This window comes from Pseudomonas sp. YA1 (assembly GCF_058680555.1).
Map to the genome: position 1 here is coordinate 1 of NZ_JBZWBG010000008.1, position 22,281 is coordinate 22,281.

The window sequence follows — 22,281 nt, forward strand, 5'->3', positions numbered from 1 at the left end:
GGCCGCGGCCTCTCGTTTGAACTCGGCGGAAAACGTACGTCGTTGCTTGCTCATCAGACACCTCTCTCACGGCGAGGATTCTCGCCTAAATCGGTGTCCGGGATCAGTAGACCACTACAGGGTTGAAAAACGAATGGCATACGCATTTCCTCAATGGAATACACCGCTACTTTCGGGAGCGGTTTGCCGCTGGGTGGTATGCGTTCTTAGCGCCGAGGAATGATTATGGAGTGCACCGATAGCGGTCAACGGTAGGGCGAATAACTGCAAAGCAGTTATCCGCCGATTCTCTGAAGCCATTGCTTGTACATCGGTTTGACGAAGTTCCTCCAATCCCCCGATGCCCGGGCGTTACAGGAAAATCCTGTGTAGTTGCGGATAACGCGTCGCGTTATTCGCCCTACCTCTTCCAGAGAAATATCCGATGCTCTGGTCTGCGCCGTGAAGAGGTCGAGTGGAATTGTCGTGTAGGAGGCCGAATGCAGGGGCAAGCGCTTTGGTTACTTTCTCGGGGCCGGCCATCCTGCGAGGCTGAGAAAAAGACTTGGTAGCCGGGGTAGGGCGAATAACGGCATAGCCGTTATTCGCCAGCAGACTCAAACCCGCTCGGCCGCCCGGACCTCCAAGGAAGGATCACCGGCCCAATCCTCGGGATAAAGCCCTTCAGCCACGGCCCGGTGGAAGGTGGAGAAGGGCCAATCCTTGACCGCCGTAACCAGCCCGTGTTTCACAGGGTTGAGATGGATGTAGTCGAAATGGCGCCGGTAGTCCGTGTCATTGCGAATCAGGTGTTCCCAGTAGCGCTGTTGCCAGATGGCGCGTTGTCCTCGCCGCCGTTGCGCGAGGGTACGTGATTCGTGGCAGGGGATGCGTCGTGCGAAGCCGGACTTGATGACCTTCCAGCGGGTGGCGAAATCGGCGTCGTCGGGCGGCAGGGTCCAGAGGCAATGCATGTGCTCCGGCAGCACGACCCAGGCATCGATGCGGAAGGGATGCCGGCGCCTGGTCTGTGCGACCACGCGGCGCAGCAGGTCGATTTCGCGGGTCAGCAGCTTGGAGCGGCGGTCATGCAGGGTGACGGTGAAGAAATAGGTGCCGCCGGGGACCCAGGTGCGTCGGTAGCTTGGCATTGGGGATCGTCCGTGTATCCAGAAGGATTTCGGAGCGTACCGTGGCCAGCCGGCGGATAACGCTGCGCGTTATTCGCCCTACGGAGATTTCAGATTGAGCGAATGGTTGGGCATGTTTTTATTTCTTGTTTTCTAGGGCTGTTTGAAAGTCCTCAAATAGTCTGTCGATGGTGTCTTGGGGATAGTGAGCTTGGCACATATCTTCTATTTGATTTGGTGGATTAACTTGCTGAACACCTTGGGTTTTTATTTCTCTTTAATGAAGAACCCCGCACAAGGCGGGGCTCTTTATCTCTACCACTGTCCCGAAATCCCTTTCCGGCGACAGCGTCTAACGGTCTTGACCTAAATCGAGAATCTCAATCCCAGCTCAGCGCTCCGCCCGTCTGGTACTCGATAACCCGCGTCTCGAAGAAGTTCTTCTCCTTCTTCAGGTCCATGATCTCCGACATCCACGGGAACGGGTTGGTGGTCCCCGGATACTCTTCCTTCAGGCCGATCTGGGTCAGGCGCCGGTTGGCGATGAACTTCAGGTAGTCCTCCATCATCGCCGCGTTCATGCCCAGCACCCCGCGCGGCATGGTGTCGCGCGCGTATTCGATCTCCAGCTGGGTGCCCTGGAGGATCATCTGGGTCGCCTCGTCCTTCATCTGGGCGTCCCACAGGTGCGGGTTCTCGATCTTGATCTGGTTGATCACGTCGATACCGAAGTTCAGGTGCATCGACTCGTCGCGGAGGATGTACTGGAACTGCTCGGCGGTGCCGGTCATCTTGTTGCGGCGGCCCATGGAGAGGATCTGGGTGAAGCCGCAGTAGAAGAAGATGCCTTCCAGCACGCAGTAGTAGGCGATCAGGTTGCGCAGGAACTGGCGGTCGGTTTCCGGGGTGCCGGTCTGGAACATCGGGTCGGAGATCGAGCGGGTGTACTTCAGGCCCCACGAGGCCTTCTTCGCCACGCTGGGGATCTCGTGGTACATGTTGAAGATCTCGCCCTCGTCCATGCCCAGCGACTCGATGCAGTACTGGTAGGCGTGGGTGTGGATCGCCTCTTCGAAGGCCTGGCGCAGGATGTACTGGCGGCACTCGGGGTTGGTGATCAGGCGGTACACGGCCAGCACCAGGTTGTTGGCGACCAGGGAGTCGGCGGTGGAGAAGAAGCCGAGGTTGCGCATGACGATGCGCCGCTCGTCTTCGCTGAGGCCGTCCTTGCTCTTCCACAGGGCGATGTCGGCGTTCATGTTGACTTCCTGCGGCATCCAGTGGTTGGCGCAACCATCCAGATACTTCTGCCAGGCCCAGTCGTACTTGAAGGGGACGAGCTGGTTGAGGTCGGCGCGGGCGTTGATCATCTGCTTGTCGCCGACCTGCACGCGCGCGGCGGAGCCTTCGAGGTCGTCCAGGCCTTCCTGGATGTCGAGGTCGTTCAGGGCCTTCTTGGCGCGGGCGACGGCGTCGGAGTCGTCGGCGGAAACGGCGCGCGCTTCTTCCACCGAGCCGGCGGCTTCGTCGTCCAGCTTGTCATGGCCCTGGGCAACGGCCTGGGCGGCGGCGGGCGCGGCCTTGGCTTCGGTCGGGTCTTCTTTGTCGAATTCGTCCCAGCTCAGCATCTTGCTCTCTCCTGGTCTGGCGGCCGTCTCGGCGGCCTGGATATGGGGCGTGAGGTGCACGCGAAAGCGGTGGTCCGGCACGGTCTGGCCGGGCCGTCCTTCTCCCCCGGAGGGAAGAAGGGGATTGTTCCTGGCCCTGGCGAGGGGCCTTGCGCTGCCAGCGTGGCGCTGGACGAGCGACCGTCAGGCGCCGGGCAGGCCGAACCCACGCGAGGAGTCCGGCTTGCCCGGCCGCGACACGGACGCCGTTCAGCGACGCGCGATCACTGGCAGGCTTCGCAGTCGGGGTTGTCGATGCTGCATGCCTGCGGCACCGGCGCCGGCTTCGGCTCGGCGGCCGGGGCGGCTTGCAGGCCGTCGTTGCCACCGGCCGACACGGCGTTGAGCTTGCCGGTGTTGATGGTGGACTTCTCGGTGCTGGTGGCGGCCAGGGCACGGAGGTAGTAGGTGGTCTTCAGGCCGCGGAACCAGGCCATGCGGTAGGTCACGTCGAGCTTCTTGCCCGAGGCGCCGGCGATGTACAGGTTCAGCGACTGGGCCTGGTCGATCCACTTCTGGCGACGGCTGGCGGCTTCGACGATCCAGCGGGTCTCGACTTCGAACGCGGTGGCGTAGAGGTCCTTGAGGTCCTGCGGGATGCGCTCGATCTGCTGCACGGAACCGTCGTAGTACTTCAGGTCGTTGACCATGACCGGGTCCCACAGGCCGCGGGCCTTGAGGTCGCGCACCAGGTAGGGGTTGATCACGGTGAACTCGCCGGAGAGGTTCGACTTCACGTACAGGTTCTGGTAGGTCGGCTCGATCGACTGCGAGACGCCGGTGATGTTGGCGATGGTCGCGGTCGGCGCGATGGCCATGATGTTCGAGTTGCGGATGCCTTTCTGTACGCGCTCGCGCAGCGGTGCCCAGTCGAGGGTTTCCGACAGGTCGACTTCGATGTACTTGGCGCCGCGCTCTTCGATCAGCTTCTTCTCCGAGTCGATCGGCAGGATGCCTTGCGACCACAGCGAGCCCTGGAAGGTCTGGTAGGCGCCGCGCTCGTCGGCCAGGTCGCAGGAAGCCTGGATCGCGTAGTAGCTGATGGCTTCCATGGACTGGTCGGCGAAGGCGATGGCCGCGTCCGAACCGTAGGGGATGTGCTGCAGGTACAGGGCGTCCTGGAAGCCCATGATGCCCAGGCCGACCGGACGGTGCTTGAAGTTGGAGTTCTGCGCCTGCGGGACCGAGTAGTAGTTGATGTCGATGACGTTATCGAGCATGCGTACCGCGGTCTTGACGGTCTTCTCCAGCTTGGCGGTGTCCAGCTTGCCGTCGACGATGTGGTTGACCAGGTTGATCGAGCCCAGGTTGCAGACGGCGATCTCGTCCTTGTTGGTGTTCAGGGTGATCTCGGTGCAGAGGTTCGAGCTGTGCACCACGCCCACGTGCTGCTGCGGGCTGCGCAGGTTGCACGGGTCCTTGAAGGTCAGCCACGGGTGGCCGGTCTCGAACAGCATGGAGAGCATCTTGCGCCACAGGTCCTTGGCCTGGACGACCTTGTGCAGCTTCAGCTTGCCGTAGCTGGCCAGGGCCTCGTAGTACTCGTAGCGCTCCTCGAAGGCCTTGCCGTAGAGGTCGTGCAGGTCGGGGACGTCGGACGGCGAGAAGAGGGTCCAGGAGCCGTCGTCGAAGACGCGCTTCATGAACAGGTCGGGGATCCAGTTGGCGGTGTTCATGTCATGGGTACGACGACGGTCGTCACCGGTGTTCTTGCGCAGCTCGAGGAATTCCTCGATGTCCAGGTGCCAGGTCTCCAGGTAGGCGCAGACCGCGCCCTTGCGCTTGCCGCCCTGGTTGACCGCGACCGCGGTGTCGTTGACCACTTTCAGGAAGGGCACGACGCCCTGGGACTTGCCGTTGGTGCCCTTGATGTAGGAGCCCAGCGCGCGCACCGGGGTCCAGTCGTTGCCCAGGCCGCCGGCGAATTTCGACAGCATGGCGTTGTCGTGGATGGCGCCGTAGATGCCCGACAGGTCGTCCGGCACGGTGGTCAGGTAGCAGCTGGAGAGCTGCGGACGCAGGGTGCCGGCGTTGAACAGGGTGGGGGTGGAACTCATGTAGTCGAAGGACGACAGCAGGTTGTAGAACTCGATGGCGCGTGCCTCGCGGTCCTTCTCCTCGATGGCCAGGCCCATGGCCACGCGCATGAAGAAGATCTGCGGCAGTTCGAAGCGGATGCCGTCCTTGTGGATGAAGTAGCGGTCGTACAGGGTCTGCAGGCCGAGGTAGGTGAACTGCTGGTCGCGCTCGTGATCGATGGCCTTGCCCAGTTTCTCCAGGTCGAATTCCTTCAGCTTGGCATCGACCAGCTCGAACTCGGCGCCTTTCTCGATGTAGGCCGGCAGGGCCTTGGCGTACAGCTCGGCCATTTCGTGATGGGTGGCGCTCTCGGCCACGCCGAGGAAGCCCAGGGCTTCGGCGCGCAGGGTGTCCATCAGGAGGCGGGCGGTGACGTAGGAGTAGTTCGGCTCGCGCTCGACCAGGGTGCGCGCGGTCATCACCAGGGCGGTGTTGACGTCCTTCTCGGCGACGCCATCGTAGAGGTTCTTCAGGGTCTCGCGCTCGATCAGCGCGCCGTCCACCTCGGCCAGGCCTTCGCAGGCTTCGCTGATGATGGTGTTCAGGCGGCCCATGTCCAGCGGCGACAGGCTGCCGTCGGCGCGGGTGATGCGGATGCTCGGGTGCGGCTGGGCGACATCGCTGGCGGCGCCGGCGTTCTTGCGCTCGGCGGCGCGGGCTTCGCGGTAGATCACGTAGTCGCGGGCGACCTTCTGCTCGCCGGCGCGCATCAGGGCCAGTTCGACCTGGTCCTGGATCTCTTCGATGTGGATGGTGCCGCCGGACGGCATGCGGCGCTTGAAGGTGGCGGTGACCTGCTCGGTCAGGCGGCGCACGGTGTCATGGATACGCGACGAGGCGGCGGCGGTGCCGCCTTCCACGGCGAGGAACGCCTTGGTGATGGCCACGGTGATCTTGTCATCGGTGTAGGGGACTACGGTGCCGTTGCGCTTGATCACGCGCAGCTGGCCCGGCGCGGTGGCGGCCAGATCCTGCGACGAATCGGCGGCCTGCGGCGCGCTGGCCTGCGGGTTCTCGCGTGTGGTGTCGGTATGCATGGGTGGGTATCTCCACGTTCTCGTAATGGTTTTGCTAGCGGGCGCCGGGGCGCCCATTCCCTTGAATCGATAAAGAGCCGGGCAGCCGGCCTCGCGGCGGCTGCTTCATTCGAATGCTGAGGGTGGGGACTGTGAGTGCCTCCCTGGCCCTGGCGGGTTCGTGGCGTTTTGCCGTCGAACACAATACCTAGTGGTGTTGACTGTCTGTTTACAGCGTCCGTTGCAACACCCGTACCGCTTTTCCAACGTCATGAAGGGCTCCTTGCGGTGAGCGCCGTCGATGCTTTCAGTACGTCTGGAAAATGCTTTTTTGCGGAGCCGCCGGAGCCATCAGAGTGGTCCGTGCGCGGTTGGTTCCGTTGTAGCCGTTCGTGCGCTCGAAACCCAAGATATAGGGGGTGGCGACGATGGGGATACAAGATAATGCGCTAATGGGGTGTTTGCAAGGTGACAGTCTGGGGGAAACCTGTGGATAAAGTGTGGGTCTTCTGTGCGTGAGTCCTAGGAAGCGTCCGTAGGCCGCGGCAGCGCTGGAGAATGCCATTCGTCGCCCTCGGAAAGCACCGGCGCAGACCTACTCCCCAACCTTTCGGGGCGCGCACCCTACCCACAATATGTAGTGTTTGCAAGATGTTCCTCGCGTGCTGCCGCGCGGCCCCCGTATTGGCTACAATGCGGGCCGCTCTGAGGGGGCCGCACGGCGGCTCCGGGACCGCGATACGAGGAGGCTGTGTGGAGCAAGAAGCCTGGCGCATCCTGATCGTCGAGGACGATCGACGCCTGGCCGAGCTGACCCGGGAATACCTGGAAGGCAACGGCCTGAAGGTCGACATCGAAGCCAACGGCGCACTGGCGGCGGCGCGTATCCTCGCCGAACGCCCGGACCTGGTGGTGCTCGACCTGATGCTGCCGGGCGAGGACGGTCTGTCCATCTGCCGCCAGGTGCGTCCGCAGTTCGACGGTCCGATCCTGATGCTCACCGCGCGCACCGACGACATGGACGAGGTGCTCGGCCTGGAGATGGGCGCCGACGACTACGTGTGCAAGCCGGTGCGCCCGCGTGTGCTGCTGGCGCGCATCCGTGCCCTGTTGCGGCGCAGCGAGGCGCCGGAAGCGGGCGCCCAGGCGGCGGACAGCAAACGCCTGGCGTTCGGTCGCCTGGTGATCGACAACGCGATGCGCGAGGCCTGGCTGGACGGGACCACCATCGAGCTGACCAGCGCCGAGTTCGACCTGCTCTGGCTGCTGGCGGCGAACGCCGGGCGGATTCTCTCCCGCGAGGAGATCTTCAACGCCCTGCGCGGTATCGAGTACGACGGCCAGGACCGCTCCATCGACGTGCGCATCTCGCGGATTCGCCCGAAGATCGGCGACGACCCGATGCACCCGCGGCTGATCAAGACCGTGCGCAGCAAGGGCTACCTGTTCGTCGGCGAGGGCTGAGGCGCTTTTTCCTGCGGGCCGGGGCGCGGGCGTCCCGGTCGGCTGGCCAGAATCAACAGCAGCGGACAGCGGCCGGGGGCTCGCCGATGAAATCCATCTTCCTGCGCATCTATGGCGGCATGCTCCTGGCCCTGCTGCTGGTCAGCGGCCTGGGCCTGCTCGGCCTGCACTGGATCAACGAGGTGCGCGGCGAGCACTACCGCGAGGAACTGGCGCGCGGCACCTTCCGCCTGATGGCCGACAACCTGCAACCGATGACCGCCACCGAGCGCAAGCGCGCCCTGGCGCAGTGGAGCCGCTTGCTGGGGATTCCCCTGCAACTGCGCGGGCTGGATGAGCTGCGGATGGACGGACGCAGCCGCGCGCGCCTGATGAACGGCCAGGTGCTGGTGAAGCAGACCGCCGAGCACGCCGTCACCGTCTATACCCAGGCCAGCGCCGCCGAGAACCTGGTGCTCAGCGGCGAGGTGCAGCAGGTCAGCGAGCAACTGGCGCGGGCCACGGTCTATCTGCTGATGGACGAACTGGTGCGCTACCCGGCCAGCGAACAGCCTTACCACCTGGCGCGGATCGTCCGCGACAAGCGCTTCGGCTTCCCGGTGCACCTGCTCCAGGTCAAGGAACTGGACCTCGACGACGACCAGCGCCGGCGAGTGGTGGAGGGCGACACGGTGATGGCGCTGGGCAAGGACGGCGACTCGATCCGCATCTTCGCCGGCATCCTCGACACGCCCTGGGTGCTGGAGCTGGGCCCGCTGTTCCAGATGAACCTCTATCCGCCGCAGCTGCTGTTGCTGCTCGGCGCGCTGTGCCTGAGCTTCATCGGCCTGATCACCTACCTGCTGGTGCGTCGTCTGGAGCAGCGCCTGCGCAGCCTGGAGGCGGCCGCCACGCGGATCGCCCACGGCAGTCTGGATACCCGCGTCGAGGTGCGCGGCGGCGACTCGGTGGGACGCCTGGGCGCGGCCTTCAACCATATGGCCGAGCACATCCACCGGCTGCTGACGGTGCAGCGCGAGATGGTTCGCGCGGTGTCCCACGAGCTGCGCACGCCGGTGGCGCGGTTGCGCTTCGGCCTGGAGATGATCGAGACCGCCGAGACCGACGGCGCCCGCCTGAAGTACCTGGAGGGCATGGACAACGATATCCAGGACCTCGACAAGCTGGTCGACGAGATGCTCACCTACGCGCGCCTGGAACAGGGCTCGCCGCCGCTGACCTACCAGCGCCTGGAGCTGGGCGTGCTGGTGCGCCAGGTGGTGGAGGAGATCGCTCCGCTGCGCCGCGAGGTGCTGGTCAGTTGCGAGGAGGGCGCGCTGGTGCCTGAGGAGCTGGGCAGTTGGATCGAGGCCGAGCCGCGCTACCTGCATCGGGCCTTGCAGAACCTGCTGACCAATGCGCTGCGGCATGCCGATCGTCGGGTCAGGATCAGCTACCGGGTCAGCCTGGAGCGTTGCCGGGTGGATGTCGAGGACGACGGGCCGGGGGTGCCGGAGGCGCAATGGGAGCGGCTCTTTACGCCATTCCTACGCCTGGACGACAGCCGGACCCGTGCTTCCGGCGGGCATGGCCTGGGACTGTCCATCGTCCGGCGGATCGTCTACTGGCATGGCGGCCGGGCCTCCATCGGCCGCAGCGAGACTCTGGGCGGCGCCTGCTTCACCCTGGCCTGGCCGCGCAAGGCAGGTCTGCGCGACCGCTGAAAAGTTGACGGAAATATGGCGGCTAGCTATCTGCAAATGCTTGCGCAGACGTATTCCAGGCGTAGCGAAAACATATCGAAAGGCCAGTCCCGCCGGGCGTGGCGGGTATTCCGCCAGGGGCTAAAAAAGTCCTTTTCAGTTGGACTCGTTTGTTTATACTCCGGGACGCGGTGGCTAGTGGAACGCCATTCGAAATGCCCGCTCCAACGGCATTTTGCCGGGGTCGGATAACAAGAACAGCGTTGCGCAGCCGAACCGTCGAAGTCTTCCCGGATTGGGAAGGCCACTTATAAAAAATTGCAAGTTGGAGAGTGTGGTAATGGCTGATCGTGAGGTCGGAACCGTCAAGTGGTTCAATGACGCCAAAGGTTATGGATTCATTCAACGCGATAGCGGTCCGGACGTGTTCGTTCACTACCGCGCCATCCGCGGCGAGGGTCACCGCTCCCTGGTGGAAGGCCAGAAAGTGGAATTCTCGGTGATCCAGGGCCAGAAAGGCCTGCAAGCGGAAGACGTCTCCAAGGTCTGATTCCCGCAAGCAAAAGCCCGTCGCGAGACGGGCTTTTGTCATCCAGCGCATCCACCCCGCCAGGCCCCCGTTGGGTGGCCCCTCGCAGCGCGGGGTTTTCGTCGTTCAGGCGGTGCGCCAGGTAATTTCCTCGACGCCCCCGGCGTCGACCCGCAGCCAGCGGTCGGCGTCCTCTTCGCCCTGGTTTTCCTCCCAGCCGCCCGGCGCGCAGCGGATCTCCACGCCGAGCGCGGCATGCGCGGCCCTGGCGCAGGCGAGGTCGTCGTCCCAGGGCGTGCTGTCGCTCTCCAAGAACAGGCTGTGCCACTTGCCCACCGCCTTCGGCAGCCAGGTGACGCGCACCGCGCCGTGCTCGCCGCGGGCGGTGCACTTGAGGGTCTGGCCGTGCTCCTGCCATGGGCCGCAGGGCCCCAGCGCCTGTTCCAGCCAGGCGGCGACGGCCGCGTGCTCGGCGTCTTTCAGGTAGATCTCGATATCCGGTTGGCGCATGGGGTCCTCGGGGACGGTCAGTCGCGTTGCAGCCAATCGTAGCGCACCGCCACGCTGACTTCGAAGGGTTCGGCCAGGATTCGCGCGCGGCGCTCGGGGTTGACCCGCCAGCCGTGCGGGGTCATGGCCAGGAGGTTTTCCCGCGCGTCGTAGCTGTCCAGCGCCAGGCGGAACTCGAGGGTCTCGGTGTGGCGCAGGCTCAGTTGCGCGGGCAGGCCGGCGAGGTGCTTGTCGTCGGCGTAGTCGCGCACGTCGTCATAGAGCCGCTGGCGCAGTTCCAGCAGGTGCGCGCTGGCCGGGCCCAGGCGCAGTACGCCGCCGCCGGGGGCGAGGACGCGCACGGCTTCGTTCCAGTCGATCGGGCTGAACACGCTGGCGATCAGCTCGCAACTGGCGTCGGCCAGCGGCAGCCGGGCCATGCTCGCCACCAGCCAGGACAACTGCGGCGCGCGGCGGGAGGCGCGTTTCACCGCCTCGCGGGAGATATCCAGGGCGTAGCCCTCGGCGCCGGCCAGGGCTTCGCCGAGCCGGGCGCTGTAGTAGCCCTCGCCGCAGCCGATATCCAGCCAGCGTCGCGGCGCGCGTTCGACGGCCAGTTCGGCCAGGCGCCGGGCCAGCGGCGCGTAGTGGCCGGCGCCGAGGAACTGGCGACGGGCCTCGACCATGGCGGCGTTGTCGCCCGGATCGAGGCTTTTCTTGTGCTGCACCGGCAGCAGGTTCAGGTAGCCCTGGCGGGCGCGGTCGAAGCGGTGCCCGGCGGGGCAGGCGACGCCGTTGTCGACCTCGCCCAGGGCGGCGGAGCAGAGCGGGCAGATCAGCATCAGGCGAGCAGCCTCACCAGGGTCTGGTAGTAGATTTCGGTGAGCAGCTCCAGGTCGCTGGCCAGGACCCGCTCGTTGACCTGGTGGATGGTGGCGTTGACCGGGCCGAGTTCGACCACCTGGGTGCCCATGGTGGCGATGAAGCGTCCGTCGGAGGTGCCGCCGCTGGTCGAGGGCTGGGTCTCGCGGCCGGTGACCGCCCTGATGCTGGCGGCCACCGCATCGAGCAGTTCGCCCGGCTCGGTGAGGAACGGCAGGCCGGACAGCGCCCATTCGACGTGCCAGTCCAGGCCGTGCTTGTCGAGGATCGCCTCGACGCGTTTCTGCAGGCCTTCGACGGTGGATTCGGTGGAGAAGCGGAAGTTGAACAGCGCGGTCAGTTCACCGGGGATGACGTTGGTGGCGCCGGTGCCGGAGTTCAGGTTGGAAACCTGGAAGCTGGTCGGCGGGAAGAAGGCATTGCCGTCGTCCCAGTGTTCCGCCGCCAGTTCGGCCAGCGCCGGGGCGGCCAGGTGGATCGGGTTCTTCGCCAGGTGCGGGTAGGCCACATGGCCCTGTACGCCGCGGATGGTCAGCTTGGCGCCAAGGGAGCCGCGGCGGCCGTTCTTCACCACGTCGCCGACCAGGCTGGTGCTCGACGGTTCGCCGACGATGCACCAGTCCAGGCGCTCGCCGCGTGCGGCGAGGCGTTCGACCACCGCCTTGGTGCCGTGGTGGGCCGGGCCTTCCTCGTCGCTGGTGATGAGGAAGGCGATGGCGCCCTTGTGCTCCGGGTGGTCGGCGACGAAGCGCTCGACGGCGACGATCATCGACGCCAGGCTGCCTTTCATGTCCGCCGCGCCGCGTCCGCAGAGCATGCCCTGGTCGTCGATCAGGGCGTCGAAGGGTTGGTGCTGCCAGGCCTGCAGCGGGCCGGTGGGGACCACGTCGGTGTGCCCGGCGAAGCACAGCACCGGGCCGTCGCCGCCGCGCCGTGCCCAGAAGTTGTCCACCTCCTCGATGCGCATCGGCTCCAGGGCGAAGCCGGCGGCTTCCAGGCGGCGCATCATCAGGGCCTGGCAGTCGGCGTCGAGGGGCGTGACGGAGGGGCGGCGGATCAACTCGCAGGCGAGTTCGAGGGTCGGCGAGAGACTCGGCGAAGAGGCGGTCATGGGGAGGGCATCCTGAGCGGGTCGAGCGGAAAGGGGGAATCTTAAAGCATAAACGTGGGCGAAGGGACGCCGTTTAGGCGAGCGGGGCCGGCCGTCCCGACGCCTCGCCCGACCTCAACCGCCGATCTGCTCGGCGCCGCCGGCCAGTTCCTCGCGCGGTTTCGGCAGCGACGAGAGCAGGGCCATGACCAGCGCCGCCAGGTAGGGCAGCGATTGCACCAGGAGCATGGCGACCCAGATCAGCAGGTCGCGGCTCGGCACGCCCTGAACCGCCACGATGCCGGCCGCCGCGCCCCACAGCAGGAGCATCACGAAGACTTCCTCGCGGGCCTCCGCCAGGGCCACCAGCAGGCCGTGGCTGGAGCGCATCTTCGGCGTGCGGAAGAACGGGATGCCGCGGGTGACGAAGCCGTACAGCACCGCCTTGGCGATGGTGTGCGAGAGCGACAGGCCGGCGAGGGCGGCGAAGAACGAGTCGCGCAGGTCGACGCCGACGGTGCGCCGGTAGAGGAAGAGGATCTTGCCGACCTTGAAGGCGAACAGGGCCAGCGGCAGGATCGCGAAGATCAGCAGCGGCGGGTCGACGCGCTTGGGCACGATGATCATCGCCGCCGACCAGAGCAGCGCGCCGAGGGTGAAGAAGATGTTCAGGCCGTCGGCGATCCACGGCAGCCAGCCGGCCACGAAGTGGTAGCGCTGGCCGCGGGTCAGGCGGCTGCCGTCGGGACCGCGGCCGCGCAGCAGGGCGTCGGTATGCCGCTTCATGATCTGGATCGCGCCGTAGGCCCAGCGGAAGCGCTGCTTCTTGAAGTCGATGAAGGTATCGGGCATCACCCCCTTGCCGTAGCTGCGCTCGAAGTAGGCGGCCGACAGGCCCTTCTCGAACACCCGCAGGCCCAGCTCGGCGTCTTCGGTGATGCACCATTCCGGCCATCTCAGCTCGTCCAGCACGCTGCGCCGGATCATGGTCATGGTGCCGTGCTCGATGATCGCGTCGCGGTCGTTGCGGGTGACCATGCCGATGTGGAAGAAGCCCTTGTACTCGGCGTAGCAGAGCCGCTTGAAGGCGCTCTCGTGCTGGTCGCGGTAGTCCTGCGGCGACTGCACCACGGCGATCCGCGGGTCGCCGAAGTGCGGCACCATGTGCCTGAGCCAGTCGGGGTCGACGCAGTAGTCGGCGTCGATCACCGCGACCACCTCGACGTCCGCCGCCACGTGGCCCAGGGCGAAGTTCAGCGCGCCGGCCTTGAAGCCTTCCAGCGGGGCGACGTGGAAGAAGCGGAAGCGCTCGCCCAGGCGCGCGCAGTGCGCCTCGACCGGCTGCCAGACGGCCGGGTCGCGGGTGTTGTTGTCGATCACCAGGACTTCGTAGTCCGGGTAGTCGAGGCGGGCAAGGGCGTCGAGGGTCTGCTTCAGCAGTTCCGGCGGCTCGTTGTAGCAGGGCACGTGGATCGACACCTTGGGCCGATAGGCCTGCGCGGCGGTGATCGGCAGGAATGGCCGGCGCCGCTTGCGCGTCCAGACCGCCTCGGCCAGCTCGTGGGCCTCGGTGAACAGCACGATGACCACCCCCAGCGCGCCGACGCCCAGCAACGCGCCGACGGTCAGGCTGAACCAGGTGCTGTACTGCTGGCTGTAGTCGTAGGCGATCCACACCAGCACCGAGGCGCAGGCGAACGAGACCACGGCGAGGAAGGTCCGCCCGCGCTGGCGCAGCGAGGAACTGTCGATCAGCAGCAGGGTGAAGGCGAGTACCGCGAGTACCGCCGAGACGATGGCCAGGGCGCGCCACTTGGGAATCGGCACCACCGGCCCGGTGAAGTTGAACTTGGCCTTGCGGTCGGCGTTGTAGACGCCCCAGTAGGCGCCCACCGAGCCTTCGGCGCTGACCTTCCAGGGCTGGTCGAAGGCCTCGATGACGAAGTAGCTGTAGCCTTCGCCGTTGAGCGCGTTGGTCAGGCGCCGCAGGTAGATGGCCTGGTCCGCGGGTGTCGCCTCGGCGCTGCCGCGCATGCGCCCGTTGCTCGGCCAGCCGACCTCGGCGAGCAGCAGCGGCTTCCTCGGGAAGGCGGCCTTGAGTTCGCGCGCGCGTTCGAGCACGAAGTCCACCGCGTCGGCCACCGGCGTGGCCTCCCAGTAGGGCAGGACGTGGGCGGCGATCAGGTCGACGTGTTGCGCCAGTTCCGGGTGTTCGCGGTAGACGTGCCACTGTTCGGCGGTGGTCACCGGAACCTTGACCGCCGCGCGGACCCGGTCGAGGTAGGCGATCAACTGTTCTGCCGTCACCTCGCGGCGGAACAGCGCCTCGTTGCCGACTATCACCCGCACCACGCTCGGCGACTCGTTGGCGATGCGGATGGCGCGGGCGATCTCGGCCTCGTTGCCGGCCAGGTCCGGGCCGAGCCAGATGCCCAGGCTGACGCGCAGGCCGAACGCCTCGGCCAGCGCCGGGATGTCGCCGAGCGCGCCCTGGACCGAATAGGTGCGGATGCTGTGGGTGTGCCGGGCGACCAGTTCCAGGTCGGCGCGCATCTGTTCGGCGCTGGGGTAGCGGCCGCTCTGCGGATTCTGGTTGAGGCGGAACGGCGAGAAGGAGAAGCCGGAGATGCGTTCCGGCCAGTCCGGTACGCTGACCGGACGGTTGTACAGGGCCCAGATGCCGGTGAAGAGGGCGGCCAGGGCGACGATGACCACCAGGTTGAGCCCGATCTTGCGTGAAGACATAGAGATGAAACCAGGTTCCGGATGTTTCGCTGAACACGGGGCGGCGGATGCTACCCCGCACCCCCCGGGGTGTACAGGCGCCGGGCCGGCGGGTCTGTTGCAAGTCTAGTCCGGCCTGCGCGACGAGCCGTAAGAACGCAGGCGACGCGGCGGCCGCGGCTTTTTATAATGCGCGCGGCAATCCGCGATTCGGTTTCAGAGGTGGTTGGTGATGCAGGTGGATGAACAGCGCTTCGGCGGTATCGGCCGGTTGTACGGTCGCGAGGGGCTGCAACGCCTGGCCGATAGCCACGTCGCGGTGGTCGGCATCGGCGGGGTCGGTTCCTGGGCGGCGGAAGCGCTGGCCCGCAGCGGCGTCGGCGAGATTTCCCTGTTCGACCTCGATGATGTCTGCGTGACCAACACCAACCGCCAGGTGCATGCCATCGAAGGCTCGGTGGGCAAGGCCAAGGTCGAGGTGATGGCGGCGCGCATCCGGGCCATCAACCCGGCCTGCCGGGTCCACGCGGTGGCCGATTTCGTCACCCGCGAGACCATGGCCGAGTACATCGTCGACTTCGACTACCTGATCGACTGCATCGACAGCGTGGCCGCCAAGGCCGCGCTGATCGCCTGGTGCAAGCGGCGCAAGATCCCGGTGATCACCACCGGCGGCGCCGGTGGCCAGGTCGACCCGACGCAGATCCAGGTCGCCGACCTGAACAAGACCTTCAACGACCCGCTGGCGGCCAAGGTGCGTTCCACCCTGCGCCGCGACTACAACTTCTCGCGCACGCCGGGGCGCACCTACAGCGTGCCCTGCGTGTTCTCCAGCGAGCAGCTGCGCTACCCGAAGCCGGACGGCACGGTGTGCCAGTCGAAGAGTTTCGTCGGCGAAGGGGTGAAGCTGGACTGCGCCGGCGGCTTCGGCGCGGTGATGATGGTCACCGCCACCTTCGGCATGGTCGCCGCCGCCCGCGCCGTCGAGCGCCTGGCGGAAGGCCGCGCGCTGCGGCCGTCGCGGCGCATGCCGGGGAACGCCTGATCAGGCGCCGACCGCCACCAGGCTGAGCAGGCGTTCGTCGAGCACGGCGAACTGGGCATCCAGCTCGCTGCCGTGGCGCCACTCCGGCGACAGGTCGGTGAGCAGGCGCAACCGGGCCTGGCCGTCGGCGCGCCATTCCAGCAGTTCCGCATGTTCGAAGTAGAAGCGCTTGCCCACCAGCGGATAGAGCGCCTTGAACAGGCTTTCTTTCAGCGAGAATGCCAGGGTCACCAGCAGGCCGGTGCGTCGCTCCAGATCGTCGGCGAAGCGCAGGCGCTCGCCTTCGGTGAGGATCTCGCCATGCAGGTAGCGCGCCCGCTCGGCTTCGAGCAGGGTTTCCACGTCCAGGCCGAGCCCGCGCCAGTCGCCGCGCGCCGCCACCAGGGCGGCGGCCCAGCGGTCGCCATGGGTGATCGAGCCGCTGATCGCGGCCGGCCAGACCGGTGCGCGGTCCTCGCCGACGGCCGGGGTCTGGGCGCGGCCATCGAGGGCGAACAGGGCGGCGCGTGCGCAGAGGCGCCCGGCGAGGAACTCGGCCTGGCGCTTGGCCACCGCGCGGAGGATGTTCGCCGGCGGCTGGATGCCGGCCAGGGCGAAGTCGCCGGGTTGCAGCAGCGCCGGGTCGAAGCGGGTGCTGCGCAGTTGCACGCCGGGCAGCGCGACGGGCAGCGGCCAGTGGTCGTCCAGCGGGGTGCAGAAGGAGGGGAGACGGTCGTTCATGGCGCGCATTGTGCCGGTTCCCGACGTGGCCCACCAGTCACGCGACGCTTACACAAGATTGCAAAAGCGCAACAAAGGAAAACGGACCGCAAGGCCCGGTTTTGACAGACTGCGCCGCGCATTCCAGTGGAATGCAGGTGAGGTTGTTTGTTGATGACGGGATACTGTCCTGTCTCGACCTTTCAAGACGGGAGTCCCTCCGGGGACTCCCGTTTTTTTATGCGTCGGCGCAGGGTTCAACCCTGCCCGAAGATGTCCTTGAGGAACGCCTGCAGGTCTGCCCAGGAGCGTCGGTCGGCCTGGCGGTCGTAGCCGATGTCCAGGCCGTGGCCCTTGTGCGCGTCGGCGTCGGGGTTGGTGAAGCCGTGTTTGGCGCCGTCCTGGATCACCACCCGGTAGTCGGCGCCGGCGGCGTTCAGTTCCTGTTTCAGGGCGTCGAGGTCCTTGGCCGGAACCAGGCTGTCGGCGCTGCCGTGCTCCACCAGGATCTTCGCCTTGACGCTGCCCTTGCTGGCCGGGGTGGCGGTGCCGAGGGCGCCGTGGAAGCTCGCCACGCCGGCCAGCGGCAGGCCCTGGCGGGCCATGTCGAGGACGATCTTGCCGCCGAAGCAGTAGCCGATCGCGGCGATCTGGCTGGGATCGGTCTGCGGTTGCCGCTTCAGCAGTTCCAGGCCGGCGAGGAAGCGCGCCTTGGCGGCGTCGGCATCCCGGGTCGCGGCCTGCATGAAGGCCATCGCGTCCTGCGGGTGCTCGGTGTGCTTGCCTTCGCCGTACATGTCGATGGCCAGGGCGCTGTAGCCGAGTTCGGCGAGGTCGCGGGCGCGGCGCTTGGCGTAGTCGTTGAGCCCCCACCATTCGTGGACCACGATGACCCCAGGGCGGATCCCCGGCTTGCTGTCGTCGTAGGCGAAATAGCCGACCATGCGCGTGCCGTCGGCGCTCCGGTAAGGCATCTCGCGGGTCTGGATAGCGGCCTGGGCGCTGGCGGCGCAGGCGATGAGCAGCAGGGCGCAGAGCAGGCGCATGGCATCTCTCCGTGAAAGGGTCCCCGATCAAGATAGACGCTTGTGCGCGGGACGCGGGGAAAACCCTCGGTGCCGGCCTTGCGCCGCTCAAACGCGGGCCATTCGGCCAGGCAAAGGGTGCGCCGCTCATCTACCCTATGGGCGAGTCCCTTCCCCTCGCTAGGACACCGTCTGGATGCCTGACCTGAGTACCTGGAACCTGACCATTCCCCAGGGCCGCCCGGCCATCACCATCTCCACCAGCCAATTGCAGCGCGACTACCGCAGCGACTATTTCCAACGCACCGCCGACGGCATTCGCTTCTGGGTGCCGGTCAACGGCAGCCACACGCGCAACAGCGAGTTCCCGCGCAGCGAGTTGCGCGAGACCCTGTCCAGCGGCAGGCCCTACAACTGGCGTTACGCCAGGGCCGACAACTGGCTGGAGGCGACCCTGCGTATCGAGGCGGTGCCCTCGACCCGGCGCATGATCATCGGCCAGATCCACAGCGATGGCAGCAATAGCGGCCAGGCCGCGCCGCTGGTGAAGCTGCTCTACCAGTTGCGGCTCGACCAAGGGCGGGTCCAGGCGCTGGTCCGCGAGCGACCGGACGATGGCGGGACCAGGGCCTACACGCTGATGGACGGGATTCCTCTCGGCCAGTCGTTCAGCTACCGCATCGGCGTGTCTCGTAGCGGATTGCTCAGCGTGTCGGTGAATGGCAGCGCCCTGGAGCAGCAACTGGACCCGCAGTGGGCCTACCAGGGCCTCTATTTCAAGGCCGGACTCTATCTACAGGACAACCGCGGGCCGTCCAGCGAGGGCGGGCGGGCGACGTTCAGCGAGCTGCGCGTTAGCCATCAATGAGCGGTCGAGGCGTCTGCGCCGCGGACTTCGCGTTGCCGTGGCGTTTTGCAACTGCCAGATCTGGCAGGCGCGGAAGAGAGGAAACCGGGCGCGGGAAAAAATATCCGTATCGTTCCAAGGGGAAATAGGTCTCACGATCCGCTGATTCTGGTACTTCAGTACATGAAATCGCCTTGGCGGATCGCCCCGAATAAATGCCACGTTCTGCGCAACGCCCTGCCGGGTTTGCACAATGGGTCGAGGCCTGGCGGGATAAAATCGGCTATTGCCGTTGTCCGGCGTAGTTCTTTGCAAGTCAAAAGTTTGCCGTCAATAATTATTGTGGATAACTATTGTTTCAGGCTTTTCCTGTCAACTGTGCGAAGCGTCAGCTTATTGCCGATTTTCCCTCTCGCTATTGCTTTCTCCACGTTCCGAAGAAGTTCGGACGTACAGGTTTCTTTGCTGTTTTCAGCGAGAACCATTCGTTTCGATCATTTGAATACGTGGAGATTCAGACATGAAAAATCAGGTGAATGCCCTGGCGGTTCTAAGTGTGGGTGAAATCGAACAAGTTTCTGGCGCCGGGACTTTCCTGGGCGATGCCATCATCAATGGCGTCTACGCGGCCAACTCCTTCCTGAACTCGCCGCTGTTCTCCAGCATCGGCAACGCGGCCAGCGCCATCGGCCTCAACCGTACCCACGAACTGGTCGACCTGCTGGCCTTCCAGGTGCCTTCGGTGGCGGCGATCACCGTCGGCAAGATTCTCGGCGGGACCGACAACCACAATGTTCCGTTGCATTACAACAAGGAAAGCGGCGAAGGGCTTTACAGCTGATCGCAACCTGTTGAAAGAGCGATTCGATGCTCAGGCATCGAGTCGTTCCTGGTTAATGCATTGATGGAGTCGATGATATGAAACGCAGGAGTGTGCTCTTGTCGGGTGTCGCCCTGAGTGGAACCGCACTGGCCAATGACTCGATATTCTTTTCGCCCTTGAAATACCTCGGGGCGGAACAACAGCGATCTATCGATGCCTCGCGAAGTTTGCTGGACAACCTGATTCCGCCGAGTTTGCCGCAATATGACAACCTGGCCGGAAAGTTGGCGCGGCGTGCGGTATTGACCAGCAAGAAACTGGTATATGTCTGGACCGAGAACTTCGCCAATGTCAAAGGCGTGCCGATGGCCCGCTCGGTGCCGCTGGGCGAGTTGCCGAATGTCGACTGGCTGTTGAAGACCGCCGGGGTGATCGTCGAGCTGATCGTGAATTTCGTCGCCTCGTTGCCGGCGTCGGCCGCCGCGCAGTTCGAGCGGATCGCCGCCGGGCTCAGCGGCGATCTGGAAGCGGCGCGCCAGGTCCACGAGGCGTTGCTGGAGGAGGCGAAGAACGATCCGGCCGCGGCCGGCAGCCTGCTGCTGCGCTTCACGGAATTGCAGACGCGGGTGATCGCCTTGCTGACGCGGGTCGGCCTGCTGGTCGACGATATTCTCAAGAGCGCCAGCAACCTGGTTACCCAGGGGGGGCAGGGCGACGGCCTGAATCGCTTCCGCGCGGTGTTCGGCACGCTGCGCCTGCCGGAGGTCGCCGACAGCTTCCGTGACGACGAAGCGTTCGCCTACTGGCGGGTGGCCGGGCCTAATCCGCTGCTGATCCGCCGCGTCGATGCGCTGCCGGCCAACTTTCCGCTGGGCGAAGAGCAGTTCCGCCGGGTGATGGGCGCCGACGACAGCTTGCTGGAGGCCGCCGCCAGCCGCCGCCTGTACCTGCTGGACTACGCCGAGCTGGGCAAGCTGGCGCCGTCGGGAGCGGTGGACAAACTGCTCACCGGGACGGGCTTCGCCTATGCGCCGATCGCCCTGTTCGCCCTTGGCAAGGATCGGGCGAGGCTGTTGCCGGTGGCCATCCAGTGCGGCCAGGACCCCGCTACCCATCCGATGTTCGTGCGTCCCGCGGAGTCGGAGAGTGATCTGTACTGGGGTTGGCAGATGGCCAAGACGGTGGTCCAGGTCGCCGAGGAGAACTACCACGAGATGTTCGTCCACCTGGCCCAGACCCACCTGGTGAGCGAGGCGTTCTGCCTGGCCACCCAGCGCACCCTGGCGCCCAGCCATCCGCTGCACGTCCTGCTCGCCCCGCACTTCGAGGGCACCCTGTTCATCAACGAGGGGGCGGCGCGGATCCTGTTGCCCAGCGCGGGCTTCATCGACGTGATGTTCGCCGCGCCGATCCAGGACACCCAGGCCACCGCCGGCGGCAACCGGCTGGGTTTCGACTTCTACCGCGGCATGTTGCCGGAGAGCCTGAAGGCGCGGAACGTCGACGACCCGGCCGCGTTACCGGACTACCCCTACCGCGACGACGGCCTGCTGGTGTGGAATGCGATCCGCCAGTGGGCGGCCGACTACGTGGCGGTGTACTACGCCAGCGACGGCGACGTCACCGGTGACGTCGAACTGGCGGCCTGGGTCGGCGAAGTGATCGGCAGCGGCAAGGTGGCCGGGTTCCGCCCGATCACCGGTCGCAGCCAACTGGTCGAGGTGCTGACCATGGTGATCTTCACCGCCTCCGCGCAGCATGCGGCGGTCAATTTTCCCCAGCCTTCGATGATGACCTACGCGCCAGCGATCTGCGCCATGAGCGCGGCGCCGGCTCCGGACTCGCCGAGCGGCAAGAGCGAGGCCGACTGGTTGAAGATGATGCCGCCGACCCTGGTGGCGCTGGAGAAGGTGAACATCTATCACCTGCTCGGTTCGGTCTACCACGGTCGCCTGGGCGACTACCGGCAGACCGGGTTCCCCTATGCGCCGGTGTTCTCGGACAGGCGGGTGACCGCCAGCGGCGGCCCGCTGGAGCGCTTCCAGGCACGCCTGAAGGAGGTCGAGGCGACCATTCGCACGCGCAACCAGGCGCGCCGCAGGCCCTACGAGTACCTGTTGCCGAGCCGGATCCCGGCGAGCACCAATATCTGAGACGGAGAAAGAGGACGGGGCGCCCCTGGGCGCCCCGTCGCTCTTAGCGGCCTTCGCTTTCGGCGGCGGCCGTCGGCGCGGCATGCCGCTGCTTCAACTGGCGGCGCGCCAGGAGGCTGCCGAGGAGGATCACGAACAGCGCGCCGAAGGCCGCCGCACCGTAGTGCAGGTAGGAATCCCATTGCGCGTAGGGCGACAGCCAGGGTTTCAGGGCGCTGTCGGTGAGCAGCATGCCGCCGGCGATCCAGCCGAGCAGGCCGCCGCCGAAGAGGATGATCAGCGGGAAGCGGTCGATCAGGCGCAGGATCAGCTGGCTGCCCCAGACGATGATCGGGATGCTGATCAGCACGCCCAGGGAGACCAGGAAGAAATCCCCGGCCGAGGCGGCGGACAGGGCGATGACGTTGTCCAGGCTCATCACCGCGTCGGCGATGATGATGGTCTTGATCGCGCCGAGCAGGTGGGTGCTGCCCTTGATGTCGTCGCCGTCCTCCTCCTCCGGCAGCAGCAGCTTGATGCCGATCCACAGCAGCAGGAGCGCGCCGATCACCTTGAGGTAGGGCAGGTCGAGCAGGTGCAGGGCGAAGAACAGCAGCAGGATGCGGATCAGGATGGCGCCGGCGACGCCGCCGAAGATCGCCTGCTTGCGCCGGTGCGCCGGCAGGTGCCGGCAGGCGAGGGCGATGACTACGGCATTGTCGCCGCCCAGGAGGATATCGATGGCGACGATCTGCAGCAGGGCTGTCCAGAACGTCGGGTCGCTCAACCAGTGGATCAAGGTTGTACTCCGAAACGTGTAGTGAGGGTGGAAAGCCCGGGGCGGTGGCGGGTGGCGGCCGCCCGGCTTTCCTGCGGTGGTCTGGGACCGTCGGGGCCGGCTCCGGCTTGTGGACGGAGGCGGGGAACACTGCTTGGACAGGCGAACGCCCGGCCAGTGCCCGGAAAACGGACGCGCGGG

Annotated in this window: 17 protein-coding genes; 7 read left to right on the forward strand and 10 right to left on the reverse strand. The window is 66.0% G+C overall.

Annotated features, from left to right (window positions below):
- Positions 1 to 596: 596 nt before the first annotated feature.
- From AC4OR5_RS12640 to AC4OR5_RS12650, 3 genes are all read right to left on the reverse strand, one after another.
- Positions 597 to 1,130: an REP-associated tyrosine transposase gene (locus tag AC4OR5_RS12640; protein WP_058160308.1), complete on the reverse strand. Its 534-nt coding sequence runs from the start codon at positions 1,128 to 1,130 to the stop codon at positions 597 to 599.
- Between the two features lie 359 nt (positions 1,131 to 1,489).
- Positions 1,490 to 2,737 (reverse strand): ribonucleotide-diphosphate reductase subunit beta, encoded by a 1,248-nt coding sequence (locus tag AC4OR5_RS12645; protein WP_003086547.1) that lies wholly within the window; start codon positions 2,735 to 2,737, stop codon positions 1,490 to 1,492.
- A 263-nt stretch (positions 2,738 to 3,000) separates the two neighbouring features.
- A complete protein-coding gene (locus AC4OR5_RS12650; protein WP_003082358.1) occupies positions 3,001 to 5,892 on the reverse strand; it encodes a ribonucleoside-diphosphate reductase subunit alpha in 2,892 nt (963 codons plus the stop codon).
- Between the two features lie 732 nt (positions 5,893 to 6,624).
- On the opposite strand from AC4OR5_RS12650, the gene AC4OR5_RS12655 reads away from it, so the two are divergent.
- From AC4OR5_RS12655 to AC4OR5_RS12665, 3 genes are all read left to right on the forward strand, one after another.
- Positions 6,625 to 7,335 carry a winged helix-turn-helix domain-containing protein gene (locus tag AC4OR5_RS12655; RefSeq protein ID WP_003133838.1) on the forward strand — a complete coding sequence of 237 codons (711 nt, stop codon included), beginning with the start codon at positions 6,625 to 6,627 and terminating at the stop codon, positions 7,333 to 7,335.
- Between the two features lie 86 nt (positions 7,336 to 7,421).
- On the forward strand, positions 7,422 to 9,038 hold the full coding sequence (locus tag AC4OR5_RS12660; protein WP_015503324.1) for an ATP-binding protein: 1,617 nt from the start codon (positions 7,422 to 7,424) through the stop codon (positions 9,036 to 9,038).
- A gap of 319 nt (positions 9,039 to 9,357) precedes the next feature.
- Entirely contained in the window at positions 9,358 to 9,567 is a 210-nt protein-coding gene (locus AC4OR5_RS12665) for a cold-shock protein (protein WP_003082372.1), read from the forward strand.
- A gap of 105 nt (positions 9,568 to 9,672) precedes the next feature.
- Here the strand turns inward: AC4OR5_RS12665 and AC4OR5_RS12670 are convergent, their stop codons facing one another.
- The 4 genes from AC4OR5_RS12670 to ndvB all read right to left on the reverse strand — a co-directional run bounded on the left by AC4OR5_RS12670 (position 9,673) and on the right by ndvB (position 14,752).
- Complete coding sequence (locus AC4OR5_RS12670; RefSeq protein ID WP_003082373.1) at positions 9,673 to 10,056, reverse strand: hypothetical protein; 384 nt, start codon at positions 10,054 to 10,056, stop codon at positions 9,673 to 9,675.
- Positions 10,057 to 10,073: 17 nt separating this feature from the next.
- Positions 10,074 to 10,877, reverse strand: coding sequence for a putative RNA methyltransferase (locus AC4OR5_RS12675; RefSeq protein WP_058160309.1), 804 nt, complete (start codon positions 10,875 to 10,877; stop codon positions 10,074 to 10,076).
- Entirely contained in the window at positions 10,877 to 12,028 is a 1,152-nt protein-coding gene (gene dapE, locus AC4OR5_RS12680; protein WP_003082377.1) for a succinyl-diaminopimelate desuccinylase, read from the reverse strand. Before dapE ends, AC4OR5_RS12675 begins: the two co-directional genes overlap by 1 nt.
- Positions 12,029 to 12,142: 114 nt before the next feature.
- Entirely contained in the window at positions 12,143 to 14,752 is a 2,610-nt protein-coding gene (gene ndvB, locus AC4OR5_RS12685; protein WP_003086552.1) for a glycosyltransferase NdvB, read from the reverse strand.
- Positions 14,753 to 14,963: 211 nt separating this feature from the next.
- Here ndvB and tcdA point away from each other — a divergent pair, with 211 nt between their 5' ends.
- Positions 14,964 to 15,776 carry a tRNA cyclic N6-threonylcarbamoyladenosine(37) synthase TcdA gene (tcdA, locus tag AC4OR5_RS12690; protein ID WP_003109059.1) on the forward strand — a complete coding sequence of 271 codons (813 nt, stop codon included), beginning with the start codon at positions 14,964 to 14,966 and terminating at the stop codon, positions 15,774 to 15,776.
- Here tcdA and AC4OR5_RS12695 read toward each other — a convergent pair whose 3' ends face one another.
- A complete protein-coding gene (locus AC4OR5_RS12695; RefSeq protein ID WP_003449100.1) occupies positions 15,777 to 16,505 on the reverse strand; it encodes a 4'-phosphopantetheinyl transferase family protein in 729 nt (242 codons plus the stop codon).
- A 227-nt stretch (positions 16,506 to 16,732) separates the two neighbouring features.
- Complete coding sequence (locus tag AC4OR5_RS12700; protein ID WP_017001461.1) at positions 16,733 to 17,521, reverse strand: dienelactone hydrolase family protein; 789 nt, start codon at positions 17,519 to 17,521, stop codon at positions 16,733 to 16,735.
- 175 nt (positions 17,522 to 17,696) lie between these two features.
- Here AC4OR5_RS12700 and AC4OR5_RS12705 point away from each other — a divergent pair, with 175 nt between their 5' ends.
- The 3 genes from AC4OR5_RS12705 to loxA all read left to right on the forward strand — a co-directional run bounded on the left by AC4OR5_RS12705 (position 17,697) and on the right by loxA (position 21,323).
- Positions 17,697 to 18,368, forward strand: a complete 672-nt coding sequence (locus AC4OR5_RS12705; RefSeq protein WP_003082396.1) for an alginate lyase — start codon at positions 17,697 to 17,699, stop codon at positions 18,366 to 18,368.
- A gap of 499 nt (positions 18,369 to 18,867) precedes the next feature.
- Positions 18,868 to 19,188 carry a hypothetical protein gene (locus tag AC4OR5_RS12710; RefSeq protein ID WP_003082401.1) on the forward strand — a complete coding sequence of 107 codons (321 nt, stop codon included), beginning with the start codon at positions 18,868 to 18,870 and terminating at the stop codon, positions 19,186 to 19,188.
- Positions 19,189 to 19,265: 77 nt separating this feature from the next.
- On the forward strand, positions 19,266 to 21,323 hold the full coding sequence (gene loxA / locus AC4OR5_RS12715; protein ID WP_003123135.1) for a lipoxygenase LoxA: 2,058 nt from the start codon (positions 19,266 to 19,268) through the stop codon (positions 21,321 to 21,323).
- Positions 21,324 to 21,366: 43 nt separating this feature from the next.
- Here loxA and AC4OR5_RS12720 read toward each other — a convergent pair whose 3' ends face one another.
- Entirely contained in the window at positions 21,367 to 22,101 is a 735-nt protein-coding gene (locus AC4OR5_RS12720) for a TerC family protein (protein WP_023094827.1), read from the reverse strand.
- Positions 22,102 to 22,281 lie beyond the last annotated feature (180 nt).

Bases quoted from the DNA above. Each gene is read 5' to 3' on its own strand.
- AC4OR5_RS12695 (WP_003449100.1), bottom strand. From the start codon at position 16,505: ATGCGCGCCATGAACGACCGTCTCCCCTCCTTCTGCACCCCGCTGGAC.
- ndvB (WP_003086552.1), bottom strand. From the start codon at position 14,752: ATGTCTTCACGCAAGATCGGGCTCAACCTGGTGGTCATCGTCGCCCTG.
- AC4OR5_RS12670 (WP_003082373.1), bottom strand. From the start codon at position 10,056: ATGCGCCAACCGGATATCGAGATCTACCTGAAAGACGCCGAGCACGCG.
- AC4OR5_RS12710 (WP_003082401.1), top strand. From the start codon at position 18,868: ATGAAAAATCAGGTGAATGCCCTGGCGGTTCTAAGTGTGGGTGAAATC.
- AC4OR5_RS12675 (WP_058160309.1), bottom strand. From the start codon at position 10,877: ATGCTGATCTGCCCGCTCTGCTCCGCCGCCCTGGGCGAGGTCGACAAC.
- AC4OR5_RS12665 (WP_003082372.1), top strand. From the start codon at position 9,358: ATGGCTGATCGTGAGGTCGGAACCGTCAAGTGGTTCAATGACGCCAAA.
- AC4OR5_RS12705 (WP_003082396.1), top strand. From the start codon at position 17,697: ATGCCTGACCTGAGTACCTGGAACCTGACCATTCCCCAGGGCCGCCCG.
- AC4OR5_RS12650 (WP_003082358.1), bottom strand. From the start codon at position 5,892: ATGCATACCGACACCACACGCGAGAACCCGCAGGCCAGCGCGCCGCAG.
- AC4OR5_RS12660 (WP_015503324.1), top strand. From the start codon at position 7,422: ATGAAATCCATCTTCCTGCGCATCTATGGCGGCATGCTCCTGGCCCTG.
- dapE (WP_003082377.1), bottom strand. From the start codon at position 12,028: ATGACCGCCTCTTCGCCGAGTCTCTCGCCGACCCTCGAACTCGCCTGC.
- AC4OR5_RS12700 (WP_017001461.1), bottom strand. From the start codon at position 17,521: ATGCGCCTGCTCTGCGCCCTGCTGCTCATCGCCTGCGCCGCCAGCGCC.
- AC4OR5_RS12645 (WP_003086547.1), bottom strand. From the start codon at position 2,737: ATGCTGAGCTGGGACGAATTCGACAAAGAAGACCCGACCGAAGCCAAG.
- loxA (WP_003123135.1), top strand. From the start codon at position 19,266: ATGAAACGCAGGAGTGTGCTCTTGTCGGGTGTCGCCCTGAGTGGAACC.
- tcdA (WP_003109059.1), top strand. From the start codon at position 14,964: ATGCAGGTGGATGAACAGCGCTTCGGCGGTATCGGCCGGTTGTACGGT.
- AC4OR5_RS12640 (WP_058160308.1), bottom strand. From the start codon at position 1,130: ATGCCAAGCTACCGACGCACCTGGGTCCCCGGCGGCACCTATTTCTTC.